Origin of the sequence: Herbaspirillum sp. Sphag64 (genome assembly GCF_014192645.1) — a bacterium.
Taxonomy (GTDB): domain Bacteria; phylum Pseudomonadota; class Gammaproteobacteria; order Burkholderiales; family Burkholderiaceae_D; genus Herbaspirillum.
Genome location: NZ_JACHYE010000006.1, coordinates 59,817 through 83,791, shown reverse-complemented (window position 1 = coordinate 83,791; position 23,975 = coordinate 59,817). Strand labels below are relative to the sequence as shown.

Annotated in this window: 22 protein-coding genes; 5 read left to right on the top strand and 17 right to left on the bottom strand. The window is 55.0% G+C overall.

Translation table 11 applies throughout. The annotated features are described in order from the left end of the window. The first annotated feature begins 190 nt into the window (after nt 1-190). Together FHW66_RS11740 and FHW66_RS11730 are read left to right on the top strand one after the other, a co-directional pair. Entirely contained in the window at nt 191-1,801 is a 1,611-nt protein-coding gene (locus tag FHW66_RS11740; RefSeq protein ID WP_183379992.1) for a sensor domain-containing diguanylate cyclase, read from the top strand. A 520-nt stretch (nt 1,802-2,321) separates the two neighbouring features. Beyond that, nucleotides 2,322-3,335, top strand: coding sequence for an XdhC family protein (locus FHW66_RS11730; RefSeq protein WP_183379990.1), 1,014 nt, complete (start codon nt 2,322-2,324; stop codon nt 3,333-3,335). On the opposite strand, the gene FHW66_RS11725 is transcribed toward FHW66_RS11730, so the two are convergent. From FHW66_RS11725 to dctP, 13 genes are all read right to left on the bottom strand, one after another. Then, nucleotides 3,332-3,949, bottom strand: coding sequence for an NTP transferase domain-containing protein (locus tag FHW66_RS11725; protein WP_183379989.1), 618 nt, complete (start codon nt 3,947-3,949; stop codon nt 3,332-3,334). The two genes, FHW66_RS11730 and FHW66_RS11725, sit on opposite strands and share 4 nt — an antisense overlap. After that, on the bottom strand, nt 3,946-6,054 hold the full coding sequence (locus tag FHW66_RS11720; RefSeq protein ID WP_183379988.1) for an EAL domain-containing protein: 2,109 nt from the start codon (nt 6,052-6,054) through the stop codon (nt 3,946-3,948). Before FHW66_RS11720 ends, FHW66_RS11725 begins: the two co-directional genes overlap by 4 nt. 98 nt (nt 6,055-6,152) lie before the next feature. Next, entirely contained in the window at nt 6,153-7,484 is a 1,332-nt protein-coding gene (locus tag FHW66_RS11715; protein ID WP_183379987.1) for an ATP-binding protein, read from the bottom strand. A gap of 317 nt (nt 7,485-7,801) precedes the next feature. Beyond that, nucleotides 7,802-8,746 carry an ACP S-malonyltransferase gene (locus tag FHW66_RS11710; protein ID WP_183379986.1) on the bottom strand — a complete coding sequence of 315 codons (945 nt, stop codon included), beginning with the start codon at nt 8,744-8,746 and terminating at the stop codon, nt 7,802-7,804. A gap of 15 nt (nt 8,747-8,761) precedes the next feature. Next, the gene (gene mdcB, locus FHW66_RS11705; RefSeq protein ID WP_183379985.1) at nt 8,762-9,724 is read right to left on the bottom strand and encodes a triphosphoribosyl-dephospho-CoA synthase MdcB; all 963 of its coding nucleotides are present in this window, start codon (nt 9,722-9,724) and stop codon (nt 8,762-8,764) included. Nucleotides 9,725-9,726: 2 nt separating this feature from the next. After that, entirely contained in the window at nt 9,727-10,431 is a 705-nt protein-coding gene (gene mdcG / locus FHW66_RS11700; RefSeq protein ID WP_183379984.1) for a malonate decarboxylase holo-[acyl-carrier-protein] synthase, read from the bottom strand. Beyond that, a complete protein-coding gene (gene mdcE, locus FHW66_RS11695) occupies nt 10,418-11,131 on the bottom strand; it encodes a biotin-independent malonate decarboxylase subunit gamma (protein ID WP_183379983.1) in 714 nt (237 codons plus the stop codon). The genes mdcG and mdcE overlap by 14 nt, the downstream gene beginning before the upstream one ends. Next, complete coding sequence (locus FHW66_RS11690; protein WP_183379982.1) at nt 11,128-12,036, bottom strand: biotin-independent malonate decarboxylase subunit beta; 909 nt, start codon at nt 12,034-12,036, stop codon at nt 11,128-11,130. Before FHW66_RS11690 ends, mdcE begins: the two co-directional genes overlap by 4 nt. Then, nucleotides 12,033-12,356, bottom strand: a complete 324-nt coding sequence (mdcC, locus tag FHW66_RS11685; protein WP_183379981.1) for a malonate decarboxylase acyl carrier protein — start codon at nt 12,354-12,356, stop codon at nt 12,033-12,035. Before mdcC ends, FHW66_RS11690 begins: the two co-directional genes overlap by 4 nt. A gap of 8 nt (nt 12,357-12,364) precedes the next feature. Beyond that, nucleotides 12,365-14,032 carry a malonate decarboxylase subunit alpha gene (gene mdcA / locus FHW66_RS11680; protein ID WP_183379980.1) on the bottom strand — a complete coding sequence of 556 codons (1,668 nt, stop codon included), beginning with the start codon at nt 14,030-14,032 and terminating at the stop codon, nt 12,365-12,367. Continuing rightward, nucleotides 14,033-15,382: a TRAP transporter large permease gene (locus tag FHW66_RS11675; protein WP_183379979.1), complete on the bottom strand. Its 1,350-nt coding sequence runs from the start codon at nt 15,380-15,382 to the stop codon at nt 14,033-14,035. Continuing rightward, the gene (locus FHW66_RS11670; protein WP_183379978.1) at nt 15,379-15,942 is read right to left on the bottom strand and encodes a TRAP transporter small permease; all 564 of its coding nucleotides are present in this window, start codon (nt 15,940-15,942) and stop codon (nt 15,379-15,381) included. The genes FHW66_RS11675 and FHW66_RS11670 overlap by 4 nt, the downstream gene beginning before the upstream one ends. After that, nucleotides 15,939-16,964, bottom strand: a complete 1,026-nt coding sequence (gene dctP, locus FHW66_RS11665; RefSeq protein WP_183379977.1) for a TRAP transporter substrate-binding protein DctP — start codon at nt 16,962-16,964, stop codon at nt 15,939-15,941. The genes FHW66_RS11670 and dctP overlap by 4 nt, the downstream gene beginning before the upstream one ends. A 140-nt stretch (nt 16,965-17,104) precedes the next feature. Between dctP and FHW66_RS11660 the strand changes: the two genes are divergently transcribed. Continuing rightward, a complete protein-coding gene (locus FHW66_RS11660) occupies nt 17,105-17,779 on the top strand; it encodes a GntR family transcriptional regulator (protein ID WP_183379976.1) in 675 nt (224 codons plus the stop codon). Nucleotides 17,780-17,796: 17 nt separating this feature from the next. Here the strand turns inward: FHW66_RS11660 and FHW66_RS11655 are convergent, their stop codons facing one another. Both FHW66_RS11655 and FHW66_RS11650 read right to left on the bottom strand, forming a co-directional pair. Continuing rightward, nucleotides 17,797-18,699 carry a pseudouridine synthase gene (locus FHW66_RS11655; protein WP_183379975.1) on the bottom strand — a complete coding sequence of 301 codons (903 nt, stop codon included), beginning with the start codon at nt 18,697-18,699 and terminating at the stop codon, nt 17,797-17,799. A gap of 212 nt (nt 18,700-18,911) precedes the next feature. Next, nucleotides 18,912-19,097, bottom strand: coding sequence for a YjfB family protein (locus FHW66_RS11650; protein WP_183379974.1), 186 nt, complete (start codon nt 19,095-19,097; stop codon nt 18,912-18,914). Between the two features lie 242 nt (nt 19,098-19,339). On the opposite strand from FHW66_RS11650, the gene FHW66_RS11645 reads away from it, so the two are divergent. Both FHW66_RS11645 and FHW66_RS11640 read left to right on the top strand, forming a co-directional pair. Further along, nucleotides 19,340-21,394, top strand: coding sequence for a site-specific recombinase (locus tag FHW66_RS11645; protein WP_183379973.1), 2,055 nt, complete (start codon nt 19,340-19,342; stop codon nt 21,392-21,394). 464 nt (nt 21,395-21,858) lie between these two features. Further along, a complete protein-coding gene (locus tag FHW66_RS11640; protein WP_183379972.1) occupies nt 21,859-22,338 on the top strand; it encodes a hypothetical protein in 480 nt (159 codons plus the stop codon). A 175-nt stretch (nt 22,339-22,513) separates the two neighbouring features. On the opposite strand, the gene FHW66_RS11635 is transcribed toward FHW66_RS11640, so the two are convergent. Beyond that, on the bottom strand, nt 22,514-23,005 hold the full coding sequence (locus tag FHW66_RS11635; RefSeq protein ID WP_370543451.1) for a group 1 truncated hemoglobin: 492 nt from the start codon (nt 23,003-23,005) through the stop codon (nt 22,514-22,516). Beyond that, a complete protein-coding gene (locus FHW66_RS11630) occupies nt 23,005-23,904 on the bottom strand; it encodes a DUF3034 family protein (protein ID WP_183379971.1) in 900 nt (299 codons plus the stop codon). The genes FHW66_RS11635 and FHW66_RS11630 overlap by 1 nt, the downstream gene beginning before the upstream one ends. Nucleotides 23,905-23,975: the final 71 nt, after the last annotated feature.

Below are 23,975 nucleotides of genomic sequence, written 5' to 3'. Positions count from 1 at the left end.
ATTTACCCACTCCGATGCACAGTTGACAGCAATACTGCTATCGTATCAACTCCGGGTCGACAACCGCTCTTGCAGGCAGTGTTGACGCGGAGAAGATGTTGAAGCGATGATCGTAAAAAATCTTGAAGTGAACTGGTCAGCATTTCTAACAACGATATCCGCTCCAATGACGAAGATGGAATCGATATAAATGAGACAAAACGATGCATCTCCACTCGCTGACGAACTGACAGCGATAGGTCCGGGAGCCGTTGCCAATGCCACCCGCCGTGGCAACCCTCTACGCTTTGCCACGCATTTTGTGATCCTGGTCTGCGTTTCCATTTTCACCCTGCATATTTATTTTTCATGGAGCCTCCGGGCCCGTGACATTGATGATGCGCAGGTATCGGCGGCGAACCTGTCCGGCGCACTTGCAGAACATGCAGAAGCGACGGTGACCTCAGTCGATGCTGCCTTGTTCGGTATCGTGCAACGACTGGAAGTCGAGGGTAACTCACCAGATGCTCTCGCCCGTCTGTATCCGCTGCTGGCCTCGTTCGTGGAGGAGTTACCATCGTTACAGGGACTGTTTGTCTACGACAGCAATGGCAAGTGGCTGGTCAATTCCATGGATGACGCACCCTGGATGCTCAACAATGCGGATCGCGAATATTTTATTTTCCACAAGACCCATCCAGATCGTAATGCTCATGTCGGCACGCCGGTGCAGAGCCGCTCTACGGGCGACTGGGTCATCCCGGTGTCACGCCGCATCAATCGTCCTGATGGAAGCTTCGACGGCGTGGTGTTAGCCACAGTGCCAGTGAACTACGTTCTTAATTTCTACAGCCGCTTCAACGTCGGCAAATATGGTGCAATCATGCTGGCGACGCTTGATGGGACATTGCTGGCGCGCCTGCCATTCATGGGAGCGACGCCGGGTAGCGACGTCAGTCAGACGGATATCGTTCGCTACCACGTCAGCAAATATCCCCAGGGCGTAGCCATGATCACCGATAAACAGGGCAAAGTCTGGCTGTATGGCTACAAGCGACTAACCCGCTATCCGCTGTTTGTAACTGCGTCGCGCTCCTATGAAGAAGTGTTGTCAGATTGGCATACCCAGATCCTGATTCAATCGATCGGCGTGATGATTCTGCTGGTCTTGCTGTCCTGGATCGGACGCCGCCTTGTCAATCAGATCAAGCTCCGTGCAGAAGCGCAGCGAGAGCTTCTGCTGGCGCGTGAAAAACTGGTCGAAATGAATCTCAAACTTCAGAAAATGGCGCTTGAGGACGGTTTGACCGGTGTCGCCAACCGTCGCCAGTTCGATATTACGGTGGTCAATGAATTCAATCGTGCACGTCGCGAACGTCAACCGATTGCGTTACTGATGATGGATGTCGACAATTTCAAAAAATACAACGATACCTACGGCCATCCGGCGGGTGACGTTTGCTTGCAAAGCATCGGCCAACTGATCAAAACCAATCGCGCAGCCGATTTCTCGGCGCGCTACGGTGGCGAAGAATTTGCGGTGTTATTGCCCAATACCGACCTGAAAGGTGCAGTCGTTGTTGCCGAAAACATCTGCCAGGAGGTCCGGAATCTGAAGATTCCCCACAGCAAAAACTCTGGTGGGATCGTCACCATCAGTATCGGTGTCGACGCTTTCATTCCTGATCCGGCCGGAAGCAATGTGATTGATCTGATCAGTGCCACCGACCGCGCCTTGTATATCGCCAAGGCACGCGGCCGCAATCAGGTGTGCAGCACGCACGAACTCCCTGAGCAGCCACCAGCAATCTCAGTGCCCTAGTGGCAAATACGTGAACTCAGTGCTGTCTGAGCATTTCCAGGGCTGCTTTGCGCGCTTCCTGCTGGGCCGCCCGCTCATCGTCAAATACCAGCTCCGGCAGCACCCTCTGGCGCGGGAAAATGGCATGTCTATGCATGGGATTGCATGACGGGCCGTAAATGGTCAGGGTCGCGGCCCAATGACTGCTGTCAGCGGCCAGCCTGACTCCGGCGTACTCAACATCGTAGTTTCCTATGTGCTCTACCGGCATAATAGTCTCCTCTGTTTTTCCTGCTTTGCCTCGTTGCGAACGACGACTTGCTCATTGCAATAAGCTTGCCCTCAGAGAACAGCATAGACCTGTAATTTGCCCAAGCCAAGTAAAACTGTGGGCATTTCCCTACGTCAGGACTCTTGCATCCGATTGACCGACCGCCATACCGACTGCTACGCTGCCGCTATGCCTGAATTGTCGGTGGTCAGCATCAAAGGCCCATCGGTCGGCTTGTCGAAAGTCAATAAAAACGATACGGAGACATCCATGGAATCGACTGACTACGAGGTTCTCACAACGGCACTGGCCTGGCAGCAACAAGGCTACCGTGTGCTGCTGGGAACCGTCGTGCACACCTGGGGTTCGGCACCACGTCCAGTCGGTGCCATGATGGTGCTGCGTGAAGATGGCCATGTACGTGGCTCGGTGTCCGGCGGCTGCGTGGAAGACGATCTGATCCGCCGCTTGCTGACGGGAGATTTGCAGCAGGACCTGCCTTTTGTCGTCGAATATGGCCTCAATGCCGACGAAGCGCATCGTTTCGGCCTGCCGTGCGGCGGCACACTGAAGATATTGCTGGAGCCACTCTCGGCCCGGTCGCGCATTGCCGAACTGCTGCAGTCAGTGTCACAAGGCCTGCAGGTCATGCGGTCGCTGGATCTGCGTAGCGCTGAGGTTGAACTGGTCAGCGGCACGCCACTGCGGCAGCTATCGTTGGAGCAGGACAAGTTGCAGGCACCGTTCGGACCGCGTTATCGCCTGATCATCATCGGTGCGGCGCAAATGTCGCGCTATGTCGCCCAATTCGCCCTGGCGCTGGATTATCAGGTCATTATCTGTGACCCACGCGAAGAGTATCTGCAGGAGTGGGATATTGCCGGCGTCGAATTATCTTCAGAAATGCCCGACGACTTGCTGCTGCGCTTGCAGCTCGATGCCAACAGTGCCGTCGTCACCCTCACCCACGACCCCAAACTCGACGATCTGGCTCTGCTCGAAGCGCTCAAGTCGCCAGCCTTCTACGTGGGCGCCATTGGCTCACGCACCAACAATGTCAAACGTCGTGAAAGATTGTCCCTGTTTGACCTGAGTCATGCAGAAATCGACCGGCTGCATGGACCTGTGGGATTATTCCTCGGTGCACGCACGCCACCTGAGATTGCCATTGCAATCCTGGCTGAAATGACCGCCATCCGCAATGGCGTCAGCATCAGCCAGACGCATGCAGCGCGTCCTGCGCACATCGCCATCAATGGTGGTACCTGCATGATCAATTCCTAACTGGCTGAAAGATCGGCTCGCGTATCAATATCACGATGGATACCCTTGTCTTCCACCAGCACCTGATGCACCGGGTGACGCTGTAACAGACTGCGCGCGCCCTGATCGCCTTGCAGTTGCAATAACTGTTCGCGATGCGCCGCGCTGAACGCAACAGGATTGCCGCGCTTGCCTTGATAGGATGGCGCTGCAATGGCAACGCCATCCTGCAGCGCAGACAACAGTGCGGCATGCGTAGCAGGCTGGACAAACGGCATGTCACCGAGTGCCACGATCCAGCCGGCCGCGCCGATTGTGTGTCGTACCCCGCACATCAGCGATGTACTCATGCCCTGTGTCTCGATGCCACAGGCGACCAACTCACAACCAAGGTCAGCCAGTCGCTGAGCCAGCTCGGACTGTAGCGAAGACACAACGGCAAGCACCGGCACCACCGCCAGCAGGTTCATTGCAGCCGCCTCGACCACCCTACGGGATGTTCCAGGCAAGGTCGCCAGCAGCTTGTTATCACGCCCCTCGGCATCGAAGCGCGTACCGCGTCCAGCTGCCAGCAACAGGCCTTGAAATGGTGTCTGAGCTTGCCTAAGCACCGGTTCAGTCGGCACTGCAATCATGACCTGATCCGGTTTGCATGCTGTTGCAGCAAGGTAGTGCACCCCGCCGCTGGTAAGGGCTTGCTCAAGAAATAGCCCTGCATCTTGTCGCAACCATGCGAGCGCATAATGTCCATTTGCGCCTGCTCCTCCACACCCTCGGCCAGCACCTCCAGATGCAGGCTACGACCCAGTGCGATGATGGAGCGCACCAGCGCAACGCTATCGGCGTCGGTTGCCAGATCGCAGACAAACGAGCGGTCGATTTTCAGCTGATCCACCGGAAACCGCTTGAGATAATTGAGATTAGAGTAACCGGTACCAAAATCGTCAATCGACAATCGCACGCCCATCGCCTTCAGATTGCACATCACACCGATACTCTTTTCAGGCGATTCCATAGACACACTCTCGGTCAGTTCCAGCTCCAGATATTGAGCCGCAAGCCCAGTGTCTCGCAAGCAGTTTTGTATCATCATGACCAGATTATCCTGTGAAAACTGCTTGGCCGACAGGTTGACCGCCATCATCAACGGCGGCAATCCCATCTGCTGCCAATGGATCGCCTGCAAACAGGCCGTACGCAAGACCCATTCCCCGATCGACAGGATCAGTCCCGTCTCCTCAGCGATACCAATGAAGTGCTGTGGTGATACCAGACCGCGTTCCGGATGCTGCCAGCGAACCAACGCCTCAACACCGACAATGGCACCATTACTCAAGCCAAGTTGAGGCTGGTAATGCAGAACCAGTTGGTCTTTTTCAATCGCCTGACGCAGTTGTGATACCAGTTGCAATCGCTCGCGCACCTGGCTGTTGAATTCCGGCGTATAAAACTGGCAGCGCTCCACCGGATGCTCCATGGCGCGGTGTAAAGCGATCTCGGCGGCCTCCAGCAAGAACTCGCTATGAACACCATCATCCGGATAAAGCGCAACACCCATCTTGGAAGCCAGATAAATGGCTGGATGGCCATCCAGCGTATAAGGCTGATCCAGCGCATTGAAGATTTCCTGTACCCACAATGCACTGAGCGCCTGTTCCTGCAGCGGCAACGCCAGTGCAAAACAGGTATCCCCAAAGCGCGCCAGTGTCGCCTCGTGGCTCAACAATTGGGTGAGCCTCCGACTGACCTCCATCAGCGCGATGCCACTGATGCCCGCACCGAGGCTTTCACGCAGCGTCAGCAGGTCATGAATATCCACCAGCATCACAGCAATACACGTACCACGCTTTTCACGCTGGAATCGACTGATGTCCTGATCGAGTCTGTCGCGCAGCAGTCGCCGATTGGGCAGCCCGGTGGATTCGTCGTAATTGCTCAGACGATAGAGGCGATCTTCTGCCTCACGCCATTGCGTGATATCGATACCGCTACAAATGTAGCTGAGCACGGCATGGGCATCCTGCTGCAGGAAGGTCGTCAACCAGAGAATTTCACGCTGCTCTCCGGTGGCAGTGAGCCAACTGCTCTGGTATTGCAATGGAGTCGTTTGCTGCCGCCAGCTGAAAAAGTCTTCTTGACGCGCAGATACCTCATCAGCCGGAAAAAACATATCCCAGAAATACCTGCCCTGTACCTGTTCCGCACTGAAGCCAGTGGTACGCTCCGCTGCCTGGTTGAAGCGCATGATCCGGCCTTGATGATCGAGCATCATGCCAAGTGCACCAGTAGTATCGAAGATCGCCGACAAGAGGTTGCGCTCATCCTGCAACGCCAGTTCCATACTCTGACGGATTCTCTTTTGATGTGCCTCCTGCAATGCCCGCTCGACTGCCGAGGGCAGACGCGCCAGATTGGATTTCAGGATGTAGTCGACTGCGCCATTCTTGAGTGCCTTGATGGCGCGCTCCTCGCCCATAGTGCCGGAGACAAACATGAAAGGCGTATTGGGCGCGACGTTGCGGGCCACCACCAATGCCGACAAACCATCGAAGGTCGGCAAGGAGAAATCGCAGAGCACAACATCCGGCGTAAAACTGACCAGCGCCGTGACCAGCTCGTGTTCGGTTTCAACCGCCTGTACTTCGCAGGTCAGACCACTACGCGTCAGTTCACGACGCGTCAGTTCGACGTCATGGGGATCGTCTTCTATCATCAAGACTTTGAGTGCATTGCGTCGCATCGAATCACCTCTTTGCTGCCTGCTACTTATTGTGCGAATGAACGCGTGCTTGACTGACGTATTGTTATTATTCTTGCTGCAGCTTGAGCACGCTCAATTCATGCCGGGGAACGCATAGAAAGCGGTAAGGAAAACGTGAATGTAGCGCCCTCACCGACAATCCCCTGCGCCTCAATCTGTCCGCCATGGCGCATGAGAATGCGTTGCGCAATGGCTAGTCCGGCCCCGATTCCCTCAAATTCACTCAGCCGATGCAGACGCTGAAACATGCCAAACAGTTTGGTTTGATAGCGCATATCGAACCCGGCACCGTTATCTCTGATGCGATAGATCAGTCTGTCTTCACACTGCTCGCCACTGATCCAGATGCTGGCCTCAGGGTTATTGACGGAAAACTTGCAGGCATTGGCCAGCAGGTTGAACCAGACCTGACGCAGCAGCGGCACATCGCCTTGTGCTGCCGGCAGCTCATCGAGATGCAGGTTCACATTGTGCGTCGGATGTAGTTTGCTGAACTCAGCCAGCACCGTCTCGAATCCGGTACGCGCTATCATTGTCATGTCGACCGGGCTAGCGCTCAACTCCTTGCGGCCCAGCCGCGAGTACTCCAGCAATGCCTCGATCAGGCGTCCCATATTGCGCACATTGTCGCGTATCACCTGCAGCTTGCGACGGGCCTCGACATCCAGCTGATCGGCGATATCTTCTTCCAGGATGCGCGCAAAACCATCAATCGCACGTAACGGCGCGCGCAAATCGTGCGATACCGAATAACTGAAGCTCTCCAGCTCCTTGTTGCTGGCTTCAAGTTGTTCAATATTGTGCTTGAGTTGCTCTGTCAGTTCGCTGTTGTCGTCCTCAAGCTTGTTGCGCGCCAGGATTTCCAGCTTCAGCGCCCGGTTCAAGGCATGCAGATGGCGCGTCCCTCCGGCGGTATCGTCGGCTTGCATGGACCACTCCTGCTCGGCCTGATCCACCCCACGTTTGAGCTCATCACGTTCCTTTTTGATCAGCGCATAATCGGTGACATCTTCTGCGCGATGGATGATGTATAGCAGCTGCCCATACTGATCCAACACCGGATAATTGGACGGACTCCAATAGCGCTCCTCGAAGCCATCACCATCCGGGAGCGGCACATCGTAGCGTTGCAGTGCCATGATGTCAGGCACCCGACTCTGGATCACCCGCTGCAGCGAACTACGCAGGTTGGCAACGCCATCGGCAGCCTCATTGCCGGGATTATCAGGAAAGACATCAAACAAATGGCGACCGACAACCTGAGCACGGTCGGCTAACGTCGCCCGCAGATAAGCATCGCTGGCGGCGGCAATCGTCAGATCGGGGAGCAGCACCATAAACAGTCCAGGCACTGACTCGAAAATGAGACGAAAATCTGCACCACCAACGGCATCGTGTTCTGAAGTCATCAATTGGGTCCGTTTGCTCAATCACAGCGGTCTTCACATGATTCTCACCCCCTGCTGAACATCATGTGGAATGCGCGACCGTATTTTATTTGCTTGAATTTTGTGGGTTGCAGCAATGGTTTTTTTAGCTACGGATTCCTACTTAATGTAGCGAAATAGCTGTTACATTTCAAGCGCGTAAGCCTTGATTACACGATGATTTGCACAATCGGGACAAGAGATAACAACAAAAGAAAACATCCTTACCAGTAGGTTTTAACATCATCCCCAGTAGTCTGTTGTGCGGGGATAAATGCCTGTTGAATCGACAAGCACACTTAATAGAGTTGTCGTTCAAGCCAACGCAATGCGCCGCTGGTGGTACGAAAATCTGCCAATGACCGACATGCAATATCTGGATGCCGTTGCCGCAACATGCGCGACAGTGCCGATCCCGGTCCCAGCTCCAAGGCGACGCCAATACCCTGCTCAACCAGACTGTCCATGCAGGATGCCCAGTGTATGGTCTCGGTCAGCTGACGCAGCATCGTGGCAGCAGCCTCCTGTTGATGATGCACTGCCTGTGCTGTAACACCAGCTATCAGACGGCAAGAAGGTGCTTGCCAGCTAAGGCTGCCAAGCCATTTGGCATAGGGTGCTACAGCAGCAAGCATCAGCGGTGTATGGGAAGCCACACTGACAGGCAACAGCGTGGTGCGCACACCGGCCGCATCAAGCTCGTTCTGCACTGCACGCAAGTTGCCCATGGTACCGCCAGCGATGATGCTGTCGTCATCTGTCTCAATGGCGACGTATATGCCATACGTTTGCAGCCATGCGTGGCTTTGTTCCAACGGCATGCCGGTGACCGCCATCAGCCCTTGCGCAGGTTGTTGTGCGAGACAGTCATCCATATAGCGCGCACGCTGCACAGCAGTCTCAATTGCCGTTGCAGGCGACCACCAGCCGGCCACGCTATAGGCGGTGATCTCACCGACGCTGTAGCCAAGCACCAGATCCGGTACCGGTAGAGACGGTCGCAAGCATTCCCAGCAAGCCACACCGGCAGACACAATCAAAGGTTGTGCATAACGATTGGCAAATAGCTGTTCCGAATTTGTCAGTACGGAGGAGATACTATTCTGGCTAATCAGCCCAAGCTGCTGATCCATTCCCAGCGCCTGCAGAATCTCGCTACCACGTGGATCGGCGCGCAGCAGGTCGAACATCCCAGGATGTTGTCCGCCTTGGCCCGGACATAAAATGGCAAATCGATGACTCATGTCATTTGACTTATCTCATTGCGCGTGAGCTGCACAGATAGCCTGTACCAGACATGCTGCTGCCAGCAGATCGGCAGCGCCTCCAGGAGACAGGCGTTCCTGTACAAATTGATGATGAATTAGCTCAGCCCGGGCCTGCCAGTCCGCGGCACCTGTGCCACCGGCCTGCAGAAATGCCAGACTAGTCTGGCGCACCAGTGCTGCACCACCGGCACCACCTCGATGATAGATATTGGTGTCACTGATGTGTGCCATCAGCGCAAACAAGGTCTCCACTCTCGCAGATTGCACGTCCCGGCCAGCGGCAAGGCTTGCCTGCAACTGTGGCAAGGCAATCTCGAACACCGCCGGGAAGCCTAACGCTCCCTCCTCGCGCGCTCCACCGACTGCATGATCGGCTGCCACCTGCAAGCCGTGACTCACATCGGTAAGCGCGACATCCGTGAGCTTGATTGCAGCATGTGCCGTCAGCGCCTCTCCCCATAAAATCAGTAACACGGCCCGCACCGCCGGAATCGACAGCGCAATCTGCTGCGCCCGGCAAGCAGCCATAGCAGCACAGAGCATGCCCATGCAAAAAATGGCACCACGATGGGTATTGATTCCACCGGTTGCCTTGAGCATACGGGTTTCCGCAGTGATGGCGAGCGCTTTGAGTTCCGCAAACGAGGTGCGTCGCATACCGGCCCACGCAATCGCGCGGAAATAGTGGCGCAGCGCAAACAGGCTGCGCATGAAGGTGCTGGCATTCATATCGTCATGACTACCGTTATCGACCAACGATACCAATCCGGGCTTGGGATAGAGCGTCAATTCATGATAAAGGCTGCGCACCGCCTGACGTGCCAAGGTATTGCAGAAGGCGCGATCGGCCCGATGTGATGACCGCAGCGATGGATGACCGAGACGATGGGGCAACGATGACCGGCCGATTGGAGCTGCCGGCGGTACGACTGCTGAAGAACGTAATGCAGCCATGCCTATTCCTTCTCGACTGAGTTGATTGATTCCGGTGGTAGCAGCCTGGTCAGGGCGCCTACCACATCGGCGACCAGCAGCAAGGCCACATCATGTTGACGCTTGAGCAGTACCCGGCCACCTGGCTGGTCCGCCACCTGATGCCACTCCTTCCAGGCCACGGCACCATCCGGAAACATGACTTCGCCATCGAGTGGCAAAGCTTGCGCATAGCGCTCCAGCAAGGCCATGCCATTCACCAGTTGCGTCTGGTCTGCCGGACTAAATAGCAGATCAATATCCGAAACAGGCCGCAGATAGGTTTCGCCGGTCAGCACCTGCAAGGCCAGTGAGCCGTATACGCGCATGTCCAGTCCTTGTGCCTGCACATGCGTCTGCAATTTTTCCAGTGCCGCACGCCAGGCTAATGGGGCCTGCTCAATGACTTCGGCAATCAGCAGCGGCGCACGTGTCTCCCGTACTTCGGACCGTGGTACCCGCAATGACAGGCGCAACTTGTCACCGTTGGCATCTGGTGGGAAGGCAATGCCAATGCACATTTCGCTGGCGCGGCTGCGTGCATCGCGACGCCGTACGATCGCGGGCCAGTCATGTTGTTGCCAGCGCTGCACCAGCGCACGCTGCTCTGCGGACAGATCAGTGGCAGCCTGCTCCCAACCGGCCGCGCTCAACCACACCAGCCAGTGGCGCCGATCAAGGCTGGACATGCGTGTCATTGACGATGGCGTTGACCACACGCTGTGACCAGTTTCGACCACCACGTTGCTGACCGAGTGCTGCGCGCTGATCCTGAGCAGACGCCGTAGCCAGTGCCTCAACCAATTGTGCGGCCAGATCGCCATTCCAGATCTCTGCTACGCCACCCATGCGATGGTAATTCTCCGGACCGGGAGCAAACACCGGATTGCTCTTGGCCAGCTCCACCAGGCGCTCTTCCGGCACCTTGGTAATTCTTGCCATGGCAGGCAAGCCCATGACGCGAATCGTGGCTTGAGGCAGCGCATAGCAGGCGTCGGCCATCAGGCCGCTGGTAATGAAACCACCCGACAGCGCCTGATCATAGACCAGCGCAATGATCTTGTGCCCTTGACGCCGAGCCAGATCGATACACTTGCCCAGATGTGCCATATAGCTGTTGATCCCCAGCATTTCATCGCGATGGCGTAGTCGCTGGCCTTGGGTATCGACCAGAATCACGATGGGTCGTCCCGGATGTGTTCGTACCGTTGCCAGAATCGCCTGTGCCTGGGCCAGCGCAATCTCGATCCCGATGGGCGTATGTCCGGTGGTACCGACCACACTGACGGTATCACCATCAACCTGTGCTGTACCTGATAAAAAATAGTCTTTCTCGGTGATGCTATGACCTTGTGGGAACAAGGCGTCAATCAGCGCTTGCCAGTTCATGCTTGCCCCTTCACACGATAGTCATCGGCCAGCGCAACAAAATCATGCGCTTCCAGCATCGGCAATGACTGTGCCTGCGCCGGGCTCAAGCCAAGGTTAGTCCAGATCTGCAAGGGATCACTCGCCTCGCCAAAACGCGTAATACGCTGCTCCAGCAACGCCTGTTCCGCCTCCAGACCAGCCAGTGTCAGCGCTACATTGCCGCCTTCCAGTTTCGCTACGACCTGTTCGGTTGCCGCGCGGAAGGCATCCACATCATCCGCCACGATCTGCTGGCAATCTCCCAGCAGATAACGATGCTTGCCGCCGGTGGTGCGCCATACCAGGGCGCGATCACGGGAGTCAAACTCTTCCACGCCATTGGCGGTCTCGATCACTTCCGGGCCAGACATGGCCAGCCGCCCTTCTTCCGACATGATGATGACATTGGCACAACGGGCAACGATTCCCATCCCGCCAAAGCAGCCGTTGGAGCCACCGACGAGCACAATCACCGGGATATTCTGGGCCCGTGTATCGAGTACGGCACGCATCACTTCGGACACGGCGATCAAGCCTGCATTGGCCTCATGCAGTCGCACTCCGCCAGTTTCGAGCAGCAGCAACACCGCTGCCGGGCGTTCCTGCAAGGCACGCCTGAGCAAGCCGACCAGCTTGGCACCGTGCACCTCGCCAACCGCGCCCCCCATGAAGCCGCCCTCCTGTGCCGCCGCAAAGACCGTCTTGCCGCCCAGGCTGCCACGTCCAATGACGACGCCATCGTCGAACGATACCGGCGCATCGAGTTGCCCCAGATGCGGACTGACCACACGCTGCGCTGGCGGTAGAAACTCTTCAAAGCTGTCTTCATCGAGCAGCGTTTGAATCCGCTCGCGCGCTGTTGCTTCCAGATAGCTGAGGCTCATTTTTCCTCCACCAGAGATTCGACAGCCTGATCCAGACGCAGACTCACTACCGCCGGAGTCGCGCCCATATCATTGATGGAAATACGCGTATCTGCCAACAACCAGCGCTGGTTGAAATCGCCAATCACGGCTTCCCAGATCGCACCAAAACCGCGTGCCGCCGTCTTGATCTCAATACTGCAGGCGCCACCCAACTGAGCCGGTTCGATCAAGACTTCCAGATTGCCGGAGCTGACCACACCGACCAATTCTGGCGTGGCACTGATGCGGCGATGGCCGCTCTGTGCACCATTTTCAAAACGAAAATTTAAGGTTTCCATACTTGCTCCTACCAGTTCCGGAAGCGCTTCGGTGGATTGTAGAGACCACCCGAGGCGCGCACCAGGTCCTTCATGTTCTTCGCTGCCAGCAGATCGCGGGTCGCCAGCCGTTTGTCGATACCGAGGTCTTCAGCGCGACGGATAATGCCACGATCACGCAGATTTTCGACCATGCGCTTGTCGCGGCCAAGCCCGACCTGGGTGTAACCGGCGACGCCACGGATAGCCTGTTCACGCTCCTCGTCGGTACGACATAACAGCAGATTGGCAATGCCTTCCTCGGTCAGGATATGCGTCACATCGTCCCCGTAAATCATGACCGGTGGAATCGGCATATTGGCCTGTTCCGCCAATTGCCACGCATCGAGCCGATCGACGAAGGCGGGCTGCATATGTTCACGGAAGGTTTCGACTGTCTGCACCACCAGCTTCTGGCCGCGCGGAATCACCTGCTTGCCACGGCGGGCCTGCTCGCCTGCCTTGAGCCACGCAGCACTGGCATGACGCCGTCCGCGTGCATCCGCGCCCATATTCGGTGCGCCACCAAAACCGGCAATCCGGCCCAACGTGGCGGTTGAGGAATTGCCCTGCAAGTCGATCTGTAGCGTGGAACCGATGAACATGTCGCAGGCATAATGCCCGGCGGTTTGCGAAAAGGCCCGATTGCTACGCATTGATCCATCGGGACCAACGAAGAAAATATCAGGACGGGCACGGATGTAATCCTCCATGCCCAACTCTGAACCAAATGAGTGTACCGACTCCACAAAGCCCGCCTCAATTGCTGGAATCAGTGCCGGATGTGGGTTCAACGCCCAGTGTTTGCAAATCTTCCCGCGCAGACCAAGCGATTCACCATAGGTCGGCAAAATCAGTTCAATCGCGGCGGTATCAAAGCCAATCCCGTGATTGAGGCGCTGCACGCCATATTCGGCATAGATGCCCTTGATCGCCATCATCGCCATCAACACCTGAATTTCGGAAATCTGCGCCGGGTCGCGTGTAAACAGCGGTTCGATGTAATGCGGTGTCGGCGCTTTGACCACAAAGCCGACCCAGTCAGCCGGAATATCGATACGTGGTAACACATCCACAATCTCATTGACCTGCGCAATCACGATGCCACCGCTAAAGGTCGTCGCTTCGACAATGGCCGGCGTATCTTCGGTATTCGGGCCGGTATAAAGATTGCCGTGACGATCCGCCGCCTGCGCAGCCACCAGTGCTACCCGTGGCGTCAGATCAACGAAGTAGCGACCGAACAGCTCAAGATAGGTATGAATTGCGCCAATATTGAGCTTGCCAGCCGAAGCCAGCTTGGCCAAGCGACCAGCCTGCGGGCCGGAGAAGGAAAAATCCAGCTTCGAGGCAATGCCCTTTTCAAACACATCCAGATGCTCCGGTAGCGCGAGCACCGAGAACAGCATGTGCAGATCATGCACCCGGCCCGGATCCAGTGCGGCGAGCGCCTTGGAGAGGAAATCTGCCTGTTTCTGGTTATTGCCTTCGAGGCAAACGCGGTCTCCGGGCTCAATCACGGCATATAACAAATCGGCAATACGCGCGGCGGGCAAGAGCTTGCCCTCGAGTGCCGTGCCAAGCACGTTCGCGGCACGCTGCAACCGTTCGGCGCGATTGAGCTGCCGACGATTCCAGCGGTGGTCGGTGGCCAGCATTTACTTCACTCCCATGATCAGATCGGGCAGGCCAGTGGCAATGCCCGGGAATACACACAATAAAAAGACAGCCAGGAACATCAGCGCCAGGAACGGTATCGTGCCCTTGATGACTTCCGACAAGGGAATATCCGGCGCAATATTCTTGATCACAAACAGATTCAATCCGACCGGTGGATGGATCAAGCCCATTTCCATGACCACGGTCATGACGATACCGAACCAGATCAGATCAAATCCAGCCTCGCGGAGCGGAGGAAGAATGATCGGCGCGGTCATCAGAATGATCGATACCGGTGGCAGAAAAAATCCCAGCACAATCACCATCAGCAGGATCACCGCCAACAGCAGCCATTTCGACAGGTGCATATCGACCACCCATTGCGCGGCAGACTGACTGATGTGCAGGTAACTCATCACATAGGAATACAGCAGCGACATGCCGATAATGAGCAGCAGCATGCCAGACTCCTTGATGGTCGAGCTCAGGAAGGGTACCAGCTCACGCGGCTTATAGATGCGATACACCACAGCGATCAATACAATCGCCAGCAAGGCACCCAGTCCAGCCGTTTCGGAAGGCGTTGCCAGACCACCGTAGAGCGCAATCATGACGCCGATGAGCAGGATCAGGAACGGCAACACGCGCGGCAACATTTCCACCTTTTGTGCCATCGTAAAGTGCTCATCCTCCAGATAAGCGGATTTGACGCCACCACTTTGATACAGCGCATGCGCGATCTGGTATTCGCGTCGCGCCCGGTAGACGGCATAGCCAGCAAACAAGAACACCAACAGCACGCCAGGACCGATACCGGCAAGGAACAGACGGCCCAGCGATTGTTCGGCTGCGACGGCGTACAGAATCATCGTGATCGATGGCGGCAACAAGATGCCCAGCGTGCCACCAGCAGCAATAATGCCCGCCGCAAATCCGGGCGAGTAGCCACGCCGCCGCATTTCTGGAATCCCGGCCGAACCAATCGCCGAGCACGTTGCTGGCGACGAACCTGCCATTGCCGCAAACAGGGCGCACGCAAATACATTGGCGATACCAAGCCCACCAGGCACCCGATTGAGCCAGGCGTGAATGGCCGAGTACAGGTCCTTGCCAGCCGGTGATTTACCAATCGCTGCACCCTTGAGGATGAACAACGGAATGGACAGCAAGGTGATCGAGGCGATTTCCTCGTAGACGTTTTGTGTGACGGTATCCAACGAAGAAGCTGGCATGAAAAAATACATGAAGCTTGTCGCCACCACACCGAGCGCGAAAGCAATCGGCATCCCAGAACACATCACGACAATCGTGACGATCCCATATAACGCTCCCAGTACCAATGGTGTCATGCGCCCTCTCCCTGCTCAACGGTCCCGGTCAACCGCGTCAGTATCTGTGCAAACAGTTGCAAGGTCAGCACGCTCATACCTACCGCCATCATCGAATAAGGAATCCACAGCGGCGCACCGAAGGTCGATGACGTTGTTTGATCATCTACCCAGGCTTCCATCAATAAGGTCCATGATTTCCAGGCAAAGAAGCAGCAAAACAGAAACGACAGCAGATCGACCAGCAACAGGCGGAACTGGTTGGCACGTGGCGACAGATACCCTGCCAGTGCTTCGATGCCAATATGTCCACGCAAGGCTTGCACATGTGCCGAGCAGAGAAAGATCATGCCAACCAGCATGAATACCGACACCTCATCCTGCCACTCGGTGGGCGCATGAAAGAAATACCGTGCCACCACCGAGTAGGTCAGGATCAGTGAAGTCACCATCAATGCCAGCATTGAAAAAAATACGGCGACCCGGTTATACCAGCCCAAAACCCGCACCAGCGCAGCGACAGCTGGATTGGCTGGCACCACCGGCCGCGCTGTCTGAGGCAGCTCGAAGCCGTGACTCATAGCAGTTTCTCCGCCAGTTTGAGCAAGTTGGCACAGCTCGCGTTACGCCCGGCAAAATCCTTCCATGCCGTCTCGCGGGCGATGTCCTGCCATTTCTTGACAGTGGCTGCATCGAGATCAACGACTTTGGCACCGGCTTTTTGATACAGCGCGGCGACGGCGACATCGTCGGCCTGCGCTTCCTTGAGCGCAAACTGTTCCATATCGGCACCGACTGCCATGATGATGTCTTGCTGATCCTTGGGTAAGCGCTCAAACACGGCGCGTGACATTAACAACGGTTCAAACATGTACCAATACGCCTTGTTGCGACCAGTCGTCAGCGCCTTGGCCACCTCTTCCAGACGGAATGAAATGAAAGAAGTCGACGAAGTCATCGCTGCATCCATGGCGCCAGTCTGCATCGCTGCATAGATTTCATTCGAGGGCAGAGTCACTACCGCAGCACCGGCTTCCTTGAGGATCATGTCCATTTCACGCGAGCCGCCACGCACCTTCAAGCCCTTGGCATCAGCCGGATCGACAATCGCCTTGCTGCGCGACACCACGCCACCTGCCTGCCAGATCCAGCTGACAACCAGCACGCCCTTGTCGGCCAGAACACGTGCCAGCTCCTTACCAACCTCAGCGTTCTTCCAGGCGGTTCCTTGCGCATACGACGTTACCAAGCCGGGCATCAGACCGATGTTGGTTTCCGGTACTTCGCCACCGGCATAATTGAGTGGTACCAGCGACATGTCCAGTGCGCCCTTACGCAATGCCGAGAATTGGGCATTGGTCTTCATCAGGGATGAACCAGGATAGATTTCAAACTTCAATGCACCTTTGCTGCGCTTGCCGACTTCTTGCGCAAACTGACGCACCAAACGATCTCGAAAATCACCTTCAGTGATCGTGCCACCAGGAAACTGGTGGGAAATTTTCAACGTTCCCGCGCTTTGCGCCCAAGCGAAATCCCCCAAACCGAGCAAAGGCGCTGCGGCCATGGCACCAAGCATGCTTCTACGGACGTGTGAAGTCATTTTGTTCCTCCTAAAGTGAAAGACGATCAAGCTTTTGCTTTTTTATGAATCTTCCTTGTATACACATTCAATCAAAACGAATACATTGTCAAGTGTAAGAGGCAGGTTAATATTTACATATTGCATACTAGGCAAGAAACATGGCAACACCAAAAAACCGTTCCGAGACGCTACGCGAATCGATAGAAGAACTCATTGCCGTTGGCAAGCTGGCACCGGGCCAGCATCTCGATGAGACCATGCTGGCTGAACAGTTTGGGGTGTCCCGCACACCGATCCGGGAGGCATTGATCCAGCTAGCGTCGATGGGCATCATCGTCATGCGTCCGCGGCGTGGCGCTATCGTGGCCGAGATTGGCCCGCAACAATTGATCGAAATGTTTGAAGTGATGGCAGAATTTGAAGCCATGTGTGGCCGCCTGGCTGCGCGCCGCATGACACCGACCGAGCATGCGAGCTTGAAGGCAGCACATCAGGCCTGCAAAGATGCACAGGAGCAGCTCGATCCGGATGCCTATTTCTATCAGAATGAAGTGTTTCATGAACAAATCTATGCTGGTAGTCACAATCACTTCCTGGCAGAACAAGCACGTGCCCTGCACCGCCGGCTACGTCCGTATCGGCGCTTGCAGTTAAGGGTCAGGGAAAGACTGAAGAATTCCTACGAAGAGCATGAAGAAGTCGTCAACGCCATCATCGCTGGCGACAGTGAACGCACAGTGGAACTGTTACGCGAACATATTGTGATTCAAGGGCAACGCTTTGCCGACCTGATTGCTTCACTACACCTACTGAAGAATGCCGACGCAAATTAAGCCCGACCTACGACACTTCATAGCTCACGCTGACTTTCAAAGATGCGCGGCAAGCCGCTCAATGGATCCTCAAAGGCGATCGAACGTGCCAGTAACTTGAGTGGCGCAGAAAAATCGTCCGGGGTATCAGCTGCGACCGGATGCGGATAGAACAGATCATTGACGATAGGCACACCAAGTGCCGCGAGATGCACGCGTAGTTGATGCTTACGGCCAGTAACGGGCTTGAGTCGATACAAAGCATGGGCGCCACGTTGCCCGATCAGATCAATGTGGGTTTCTGAATTGGGCTCCCCAGCCTCTTCACGCATGAGAAAAAACTTGTCGCCATCGACCAGGCGACTGCGATGAACGAAGGGAAAATGCCGCCCAGCCATCATGCCTGCCAGCGCTTCATACGTCTTGTCCATACGACGCTGCTGAAACAATGACTGATACGCGCCACGAGTTGCCGGATTGAGCGAAAAGATAATCACCCCGGCAGTCTCACGATCAAGCCGATGAATCGGCGTGAGCGACTCCAGTCCGGTCTTCTTCTTCAGCCTGACCAGCAATGTCTGATGCAGGAAACGACCGGTCGGTATCACCGGAAGAAAATGCGGTTTATCCACCACCAGCAGATGCGCATCCTGATGCAGGATCTGTTCCTCAAAAGGAACTTCCCGCTCAGTCACTTCTGGCTCACGATAGTAAAAGAGGCAGGCGCCACGGCGATAGGCCATATCGGAGGTAATCGCTGCACCGTCGGCATCGCACACCTCGCCACACGCTATGCGCTGGCGCCAGACGGTTTCCGATACTGCCGGAAATCGCGCCACCAGAAAACGCAACATCGTTGGCCACGCGCCATCAGACAGCCATACATAACTGGCAGCAACGCCATCCTTGAGCGGCAATGGGGAATGTCTTGCCGAAGACATTAGTACTGACCGCGCGCGCAGCGCAAAGGTAGCGTATCGCTTTGGAACAGCGACATCTCTGCGACGGGCTGCGGCAAAGCGCGATATATTGCCATCAAGAAAAATTGCATCACAAAATGTCAGGTTTATCAGGCCGCCATTTTATGATGCATTACCGGAAAATCAAGCAACGCTGCTTGAGGTATCCTGCCACACTTGAGCAAAGACCCAGATCAGGCAAAGGTATCGACGTTGCCGCCGACATTGGGATTGCCCGATTTTGGCAATTCCTCCAGCAAATCGGCTGCTGCCTGCGCCTGCGTATCGAGTGCTTTGCGCATCATCGCGATGGCAATGGCATCGTTGGCCTGCTCGACGGTATAGGTCGTGGACACGGTTGAAATGGTATCGATATCCATGATTCCTCCTGTGGTGACGATGTCTCTTTATCGGCAGACTTATTCGATACTTTACACTTGCTGCAAGGAACAAAAAATGGGGCAAAATAGGCCGCGAGCGCACTATTTCTGCAGAAAAACACATTTGCCACGCAATGCGCTGGAACAAGCTGACAAGATCGCGTTCTCAGCTCCACTCATTGAAGAATCACTGCACTTTCCCGAACGAACGGCCGTGCATCCCCATACGAAACCAAATACGCATGCTTCATCTTCTTGAAAAAATACCCCTCAATACCGGTTCGCCAGAGGCGGACCAGCTCGATGCACTGATCGCACTGGTTGACGCCATTCGCCCCGAACGCGGTCAGCAGATTGACAGCGCAACCGACAAGCTGCGCAATCTGACCTACCTATTGGTGCAGCATCCTCATTTCGCCACAGCGCTACGGCAGTACTTGCGGCACCAGCTATCCCTGCGGCGCCAGAGCAGCCTGTACACCGATGTTGGTATCCTTTCCAACGATGGCTTTTTCAGTGAACTCAAGCGCCGCGTGGTGTATCGTTTTCTACCACCCGCGCTCGATGAGCGCTTCCTGGTCGATTGCCTGGATAAATTATTCCCCTTCGACAAGGATTATGTCTGGCTGCAAGCCATTACCCCGCAAGACTGGGATGCCTTTCTGGATGCACTGCATCCCGGCACCAGCGAAAATCCAGCCGAGCGGGAACAGACACCGGACCAGCAAAAAAACCTGACCGAAATGCTGCAGGCCATGCAGGTACTTTCCTACCGTATCAGTGCCATCGGTATTGAACCTGAGCTAATCCGCATCTACAGCGAAGTCAAAGCCTTCGAATCGCCGTTCCTGATGCAGAACGTCGAATTGCATCGCTACGTTGATGGTTACCAGCGTCATCTCAATGGCGACCCAACGCCGCCGGAAGACGCCAGCCATGTGTTGGTGATGCTGGAACAGTGCCAGGAAGTGGTCAACAAGATCCGCAAGAATGCCCTGCGTCTGGGAACCAGCGTGGCGGTCACTTATCGTCTGGTGCGGCTGGACCAGCATCTGGATCGCCTGCACAAATTGCTATCGCTGGTAGACGTAGCCGCGACACAGCAGCAAAAACGCCATATCGGACTCAATCTCACGCTGGAGCTGATCGAGGCCCATAATCGAAAATACACGGTACGCGAACTGTTTGCCGACAACATCAACCTGCTGGCGCGCAATGTCACCGAAAACGCCAGCCAGACCGGCGAACATTACATTGCAGAAAACCGCAGCGAATACAACGCCATGTATCGCTCTGCAGCTGGTGCCGGCTTCATCATCGGCTTCATGGCACTGATCAAGATTCTGGCTTCCTACCTGCATGCGCCACCACTGGTAGAGGCTTTCCTCTATAGCATGAACTATGCACTGGGGTTCATGCTGATTCACCTGCTGCATTGTACGGTCGCCACCAAGCAGCCGGCCATGACGGCTTCGCGCATTGCTGCCGGGCTGCACAGTACCGATGGCCGCAATATCGATCTCGACAGCCTGACCGACATGATCGTCAAGGTAATCCGTACCCAGTTCATCGCCGTGATCGGTAATCTGAGTGTAGCCTTCCCGGTAGCCTGGCTCTTGGTGAGCGGCTACGCTATGCTGAGTGGGCATCACTTTGTGACACCAGACAAGGCGGCACATTTGCTGCAGGACATTGATCCTTTCGGCAGTCTGGCGCTGTTCCACGCTGCCATCGCCGGCGTCTGCCTGTTCCTGGCCGGGTTGATCTCCGGTTATTACGACAACAAGGCGCTCTATACCCATATGGCGCAGCGCGTGGTCCGCCTGCGCTGGCTCAATCGCCTGCTCGGCACTGCCCGCACAGCACGCGTGGGCAACTATCTGGAGCATGGCTTGGGCGCGCTCACCGGGAATTTCTATTTTGGCATTCTGCTGGGCAGCATTGGCACAATCGGTTTCCTGCTTGGCCTGCCGATTGATATTCGCCATATCACCTTTTCCACCGCCAATTTTGCTATTGCACTGGTAGCACTCGACTATCACGTCAGCTGGCAAGTCATTGTCATTTCCAGTCTTGGCGTGCTAGGTATCGGGCTGGTCAATCTGTGGGTCAGCTTTTCACTAGCGCTCTTGGTGGCGATGCGCTCCCGGCAAGTGCATTTCCGGCACGGACAGCCTTTATTGAAGTCGCTGTGGCAACGTTTTTTGAGCCGTCCGATAGAATTTATTATAGCGCCCAGAGATAGCAAGCAATCTGTTCAAGGCGCAGCTACCTCGGAAACTGACAAACCGACCTGATGGGTATATTTAGCGATTAGTCAACGCCCCTGTATTGACGCGGATTTATAAAATTTTGATAAATAATCCGTTTTTATTACAAAACTAATTCATATTTTTATCAACGACGGACAATTTAAGACTGGTCTTATTTTTTCTATCTTGACTGACTATATAGACTCAATTCTCTGCACAACAAGTGCAGCCGCTGTCCCTATGACCCATGTTCGCAGACAAGCATGTCTCATTGAAAATATTGTGATGGCATCGCACTATTTTTTCTTGTGACATTGACTTGCTTAAAAACCATCGTTACATATCAGGGAGTAAATTTCTATGAATGTATCAGTAACCAATCATCTTCCATCAATTAGCGGCAACCAGCAAGCGCAACAGTCAGATCAGAAGAACGAAAAATTATCTGGCATGACTCAGGCAATTAAAGTTGTTGCATCGACTTCCCGAACACCTGTGATAAACACGGCGTGTCAGCACCAGTAGCACAAGCTTCGTTAGAGAAAAACGAAACTAAAATCGTTTCCGAGGAAGACCAGAAGACAATAGATGTTCTCAATAAATGGTGGAAATCCTTGGAGGAATTAAAAGCGAACCTCAGAAGCACCACCAAAGGAATCACTGAATTTCAAAAGCTCAAGCTGGAAGCCAATCAAAAGGTAGAAATAGAATATCTGCCTAAGGTTCGCGCAATGGTGGACGCGTATGGTTACGAAACATTAGAGAGATTACTAGAAAGTAATAAAATAGTAGAGCTTGGGCTGAAGAGTCTGATATCTCCGGGAACGAATTCTTTTTCAGAGAGATGTACAAATAGAGGCACTCCCGGATTCTCGCAAAGGCAACTCAATATATCAAAAGCGAAGTTAAAGTCAGATCCAAATACGTCGTTACAATCGAAGCGCTTAGCACCTCATAAACTACCCCACCAAAGGCACAAGCAGTCTTGATTAAATAAGGTCACTGGGCAACGGGGCAACGGGGCAACACGCGCACGTAAATGGCATTTTTCCGTTCGCACGACGCAAGAAACATATGATGCTAGACATGGGCGTTGCGCAGTGAATTGAGCGTTAAGCATCATCACCTGTACTGATGGATTTATTCTGACATTCGTTAGATCGTTTATTTCGTCACAACATCGCGCTGCATTGGTGCCAGCAGCGCCAGCAGCTTGTTCTGAACACGAAACGGGATATGCGACTGGTCCATCGCCAGTTGCAAATCCTCAACCAGCGCATTGAACTGCATGTTGCTCAACCCAAGCCCCTGATGCACCTCCTTCATCGGATCCCCACTGTACTTGCAGGGGCCACCGGTCAGCTCACAGAACTGCTCGGTGATGAGCCGCGCCAGCCGCTTCATATTGGTATCCTTGAAGGTATCCTTAATACGAATATCTGCCAGCGCCAGCACCAATGTAGCGTCGACGAATTGGGTGATGACAGGCAAACCGCCGAGGTCTTGATAGAGCGTAGGATCCTTGCTTGCTGTTGGCGCTACTGGTACAGGTGCCGCAGTATCCGGCAGATTCTGGGACAACGCTGTCAATGAGAATGGCAGCGAGCTAACGAAACACAGTGCCACCAGCGCTATTTTACGTGCTTGTGTCATCATCAGAAACCCACCTGTGCAGAGAGATAGACGCCATCCTGGCGCTTGGGGTTGTAGACCGTAATCTGTCCGAGCGAGACATAGGCTAGCGTTAGTGACAGATTCTTGCTGGGGAACCAGGCGATAAAGGCATCGTAGTAATCCTTCTGATTGTCGGTTGCCAGATTATGCGGACTCATCCGGTATTCGGTACCAATCGCCAGATTGCGGTTGAGCAGGTAGGCGACGGAGGCTTCCAGCATGGGCTGGTAATGATCATTATTGGGGCCGCCAAAGCCAAGCAGACCCATCTGATCGGCCTTGGTCATCCGCAACGTGGCATTGAGCAGCAGACTCTGATCCAGCAACAGCTTGGTCGCTGCCAGATAATAGTCAATCCCGTTGTCACTGGTTGCCCCCAGCTGCGTAACATTGGTCGTGCTTCCCAGTCCACCGAGACCGCTGTTGCGCTTGACCATAATACCGGCCGCAATCTGCGGCATCCAGCTGTCCTGATCGTAGACCAGATCGCCTGCCAGCTTGAGCTTGGCACCATAGATATCCTGTTCGATGCGCAAGTTGTTGAGCGGCGCCAGACTGCCTGTAAAGCGTTGCTTGGCAACCGACAATTCCACCCGATCCGCGATACCGACAGCAGCACCGTAGGTACCGAGCGTGTAATCCTGGGTGCCAACGTAGGTGTAATGCACATTGGCACCATAGCTATCGCGGCTGCCATAACCGGTGATGGTGGCCCATGGCACCAGACCACCGCCACTGGCCCCCTCCACCTGTGTGACGCCCGAGGTTGCCAGAAGCTTGCCGAGATCGGGCGTCAACACGCTCTGTGCTGACACACTGGCACCGGCAGTCAGCAGTACCGCAAGCAATGACAGATCCAGGTACCACCGATGTCTTTTCATTCATGCCTCCGGTTTCTTGCAGCTTCTTTTACAGCTTGTTTTATCACTTGTTTGCTACTCGCTATGCACTG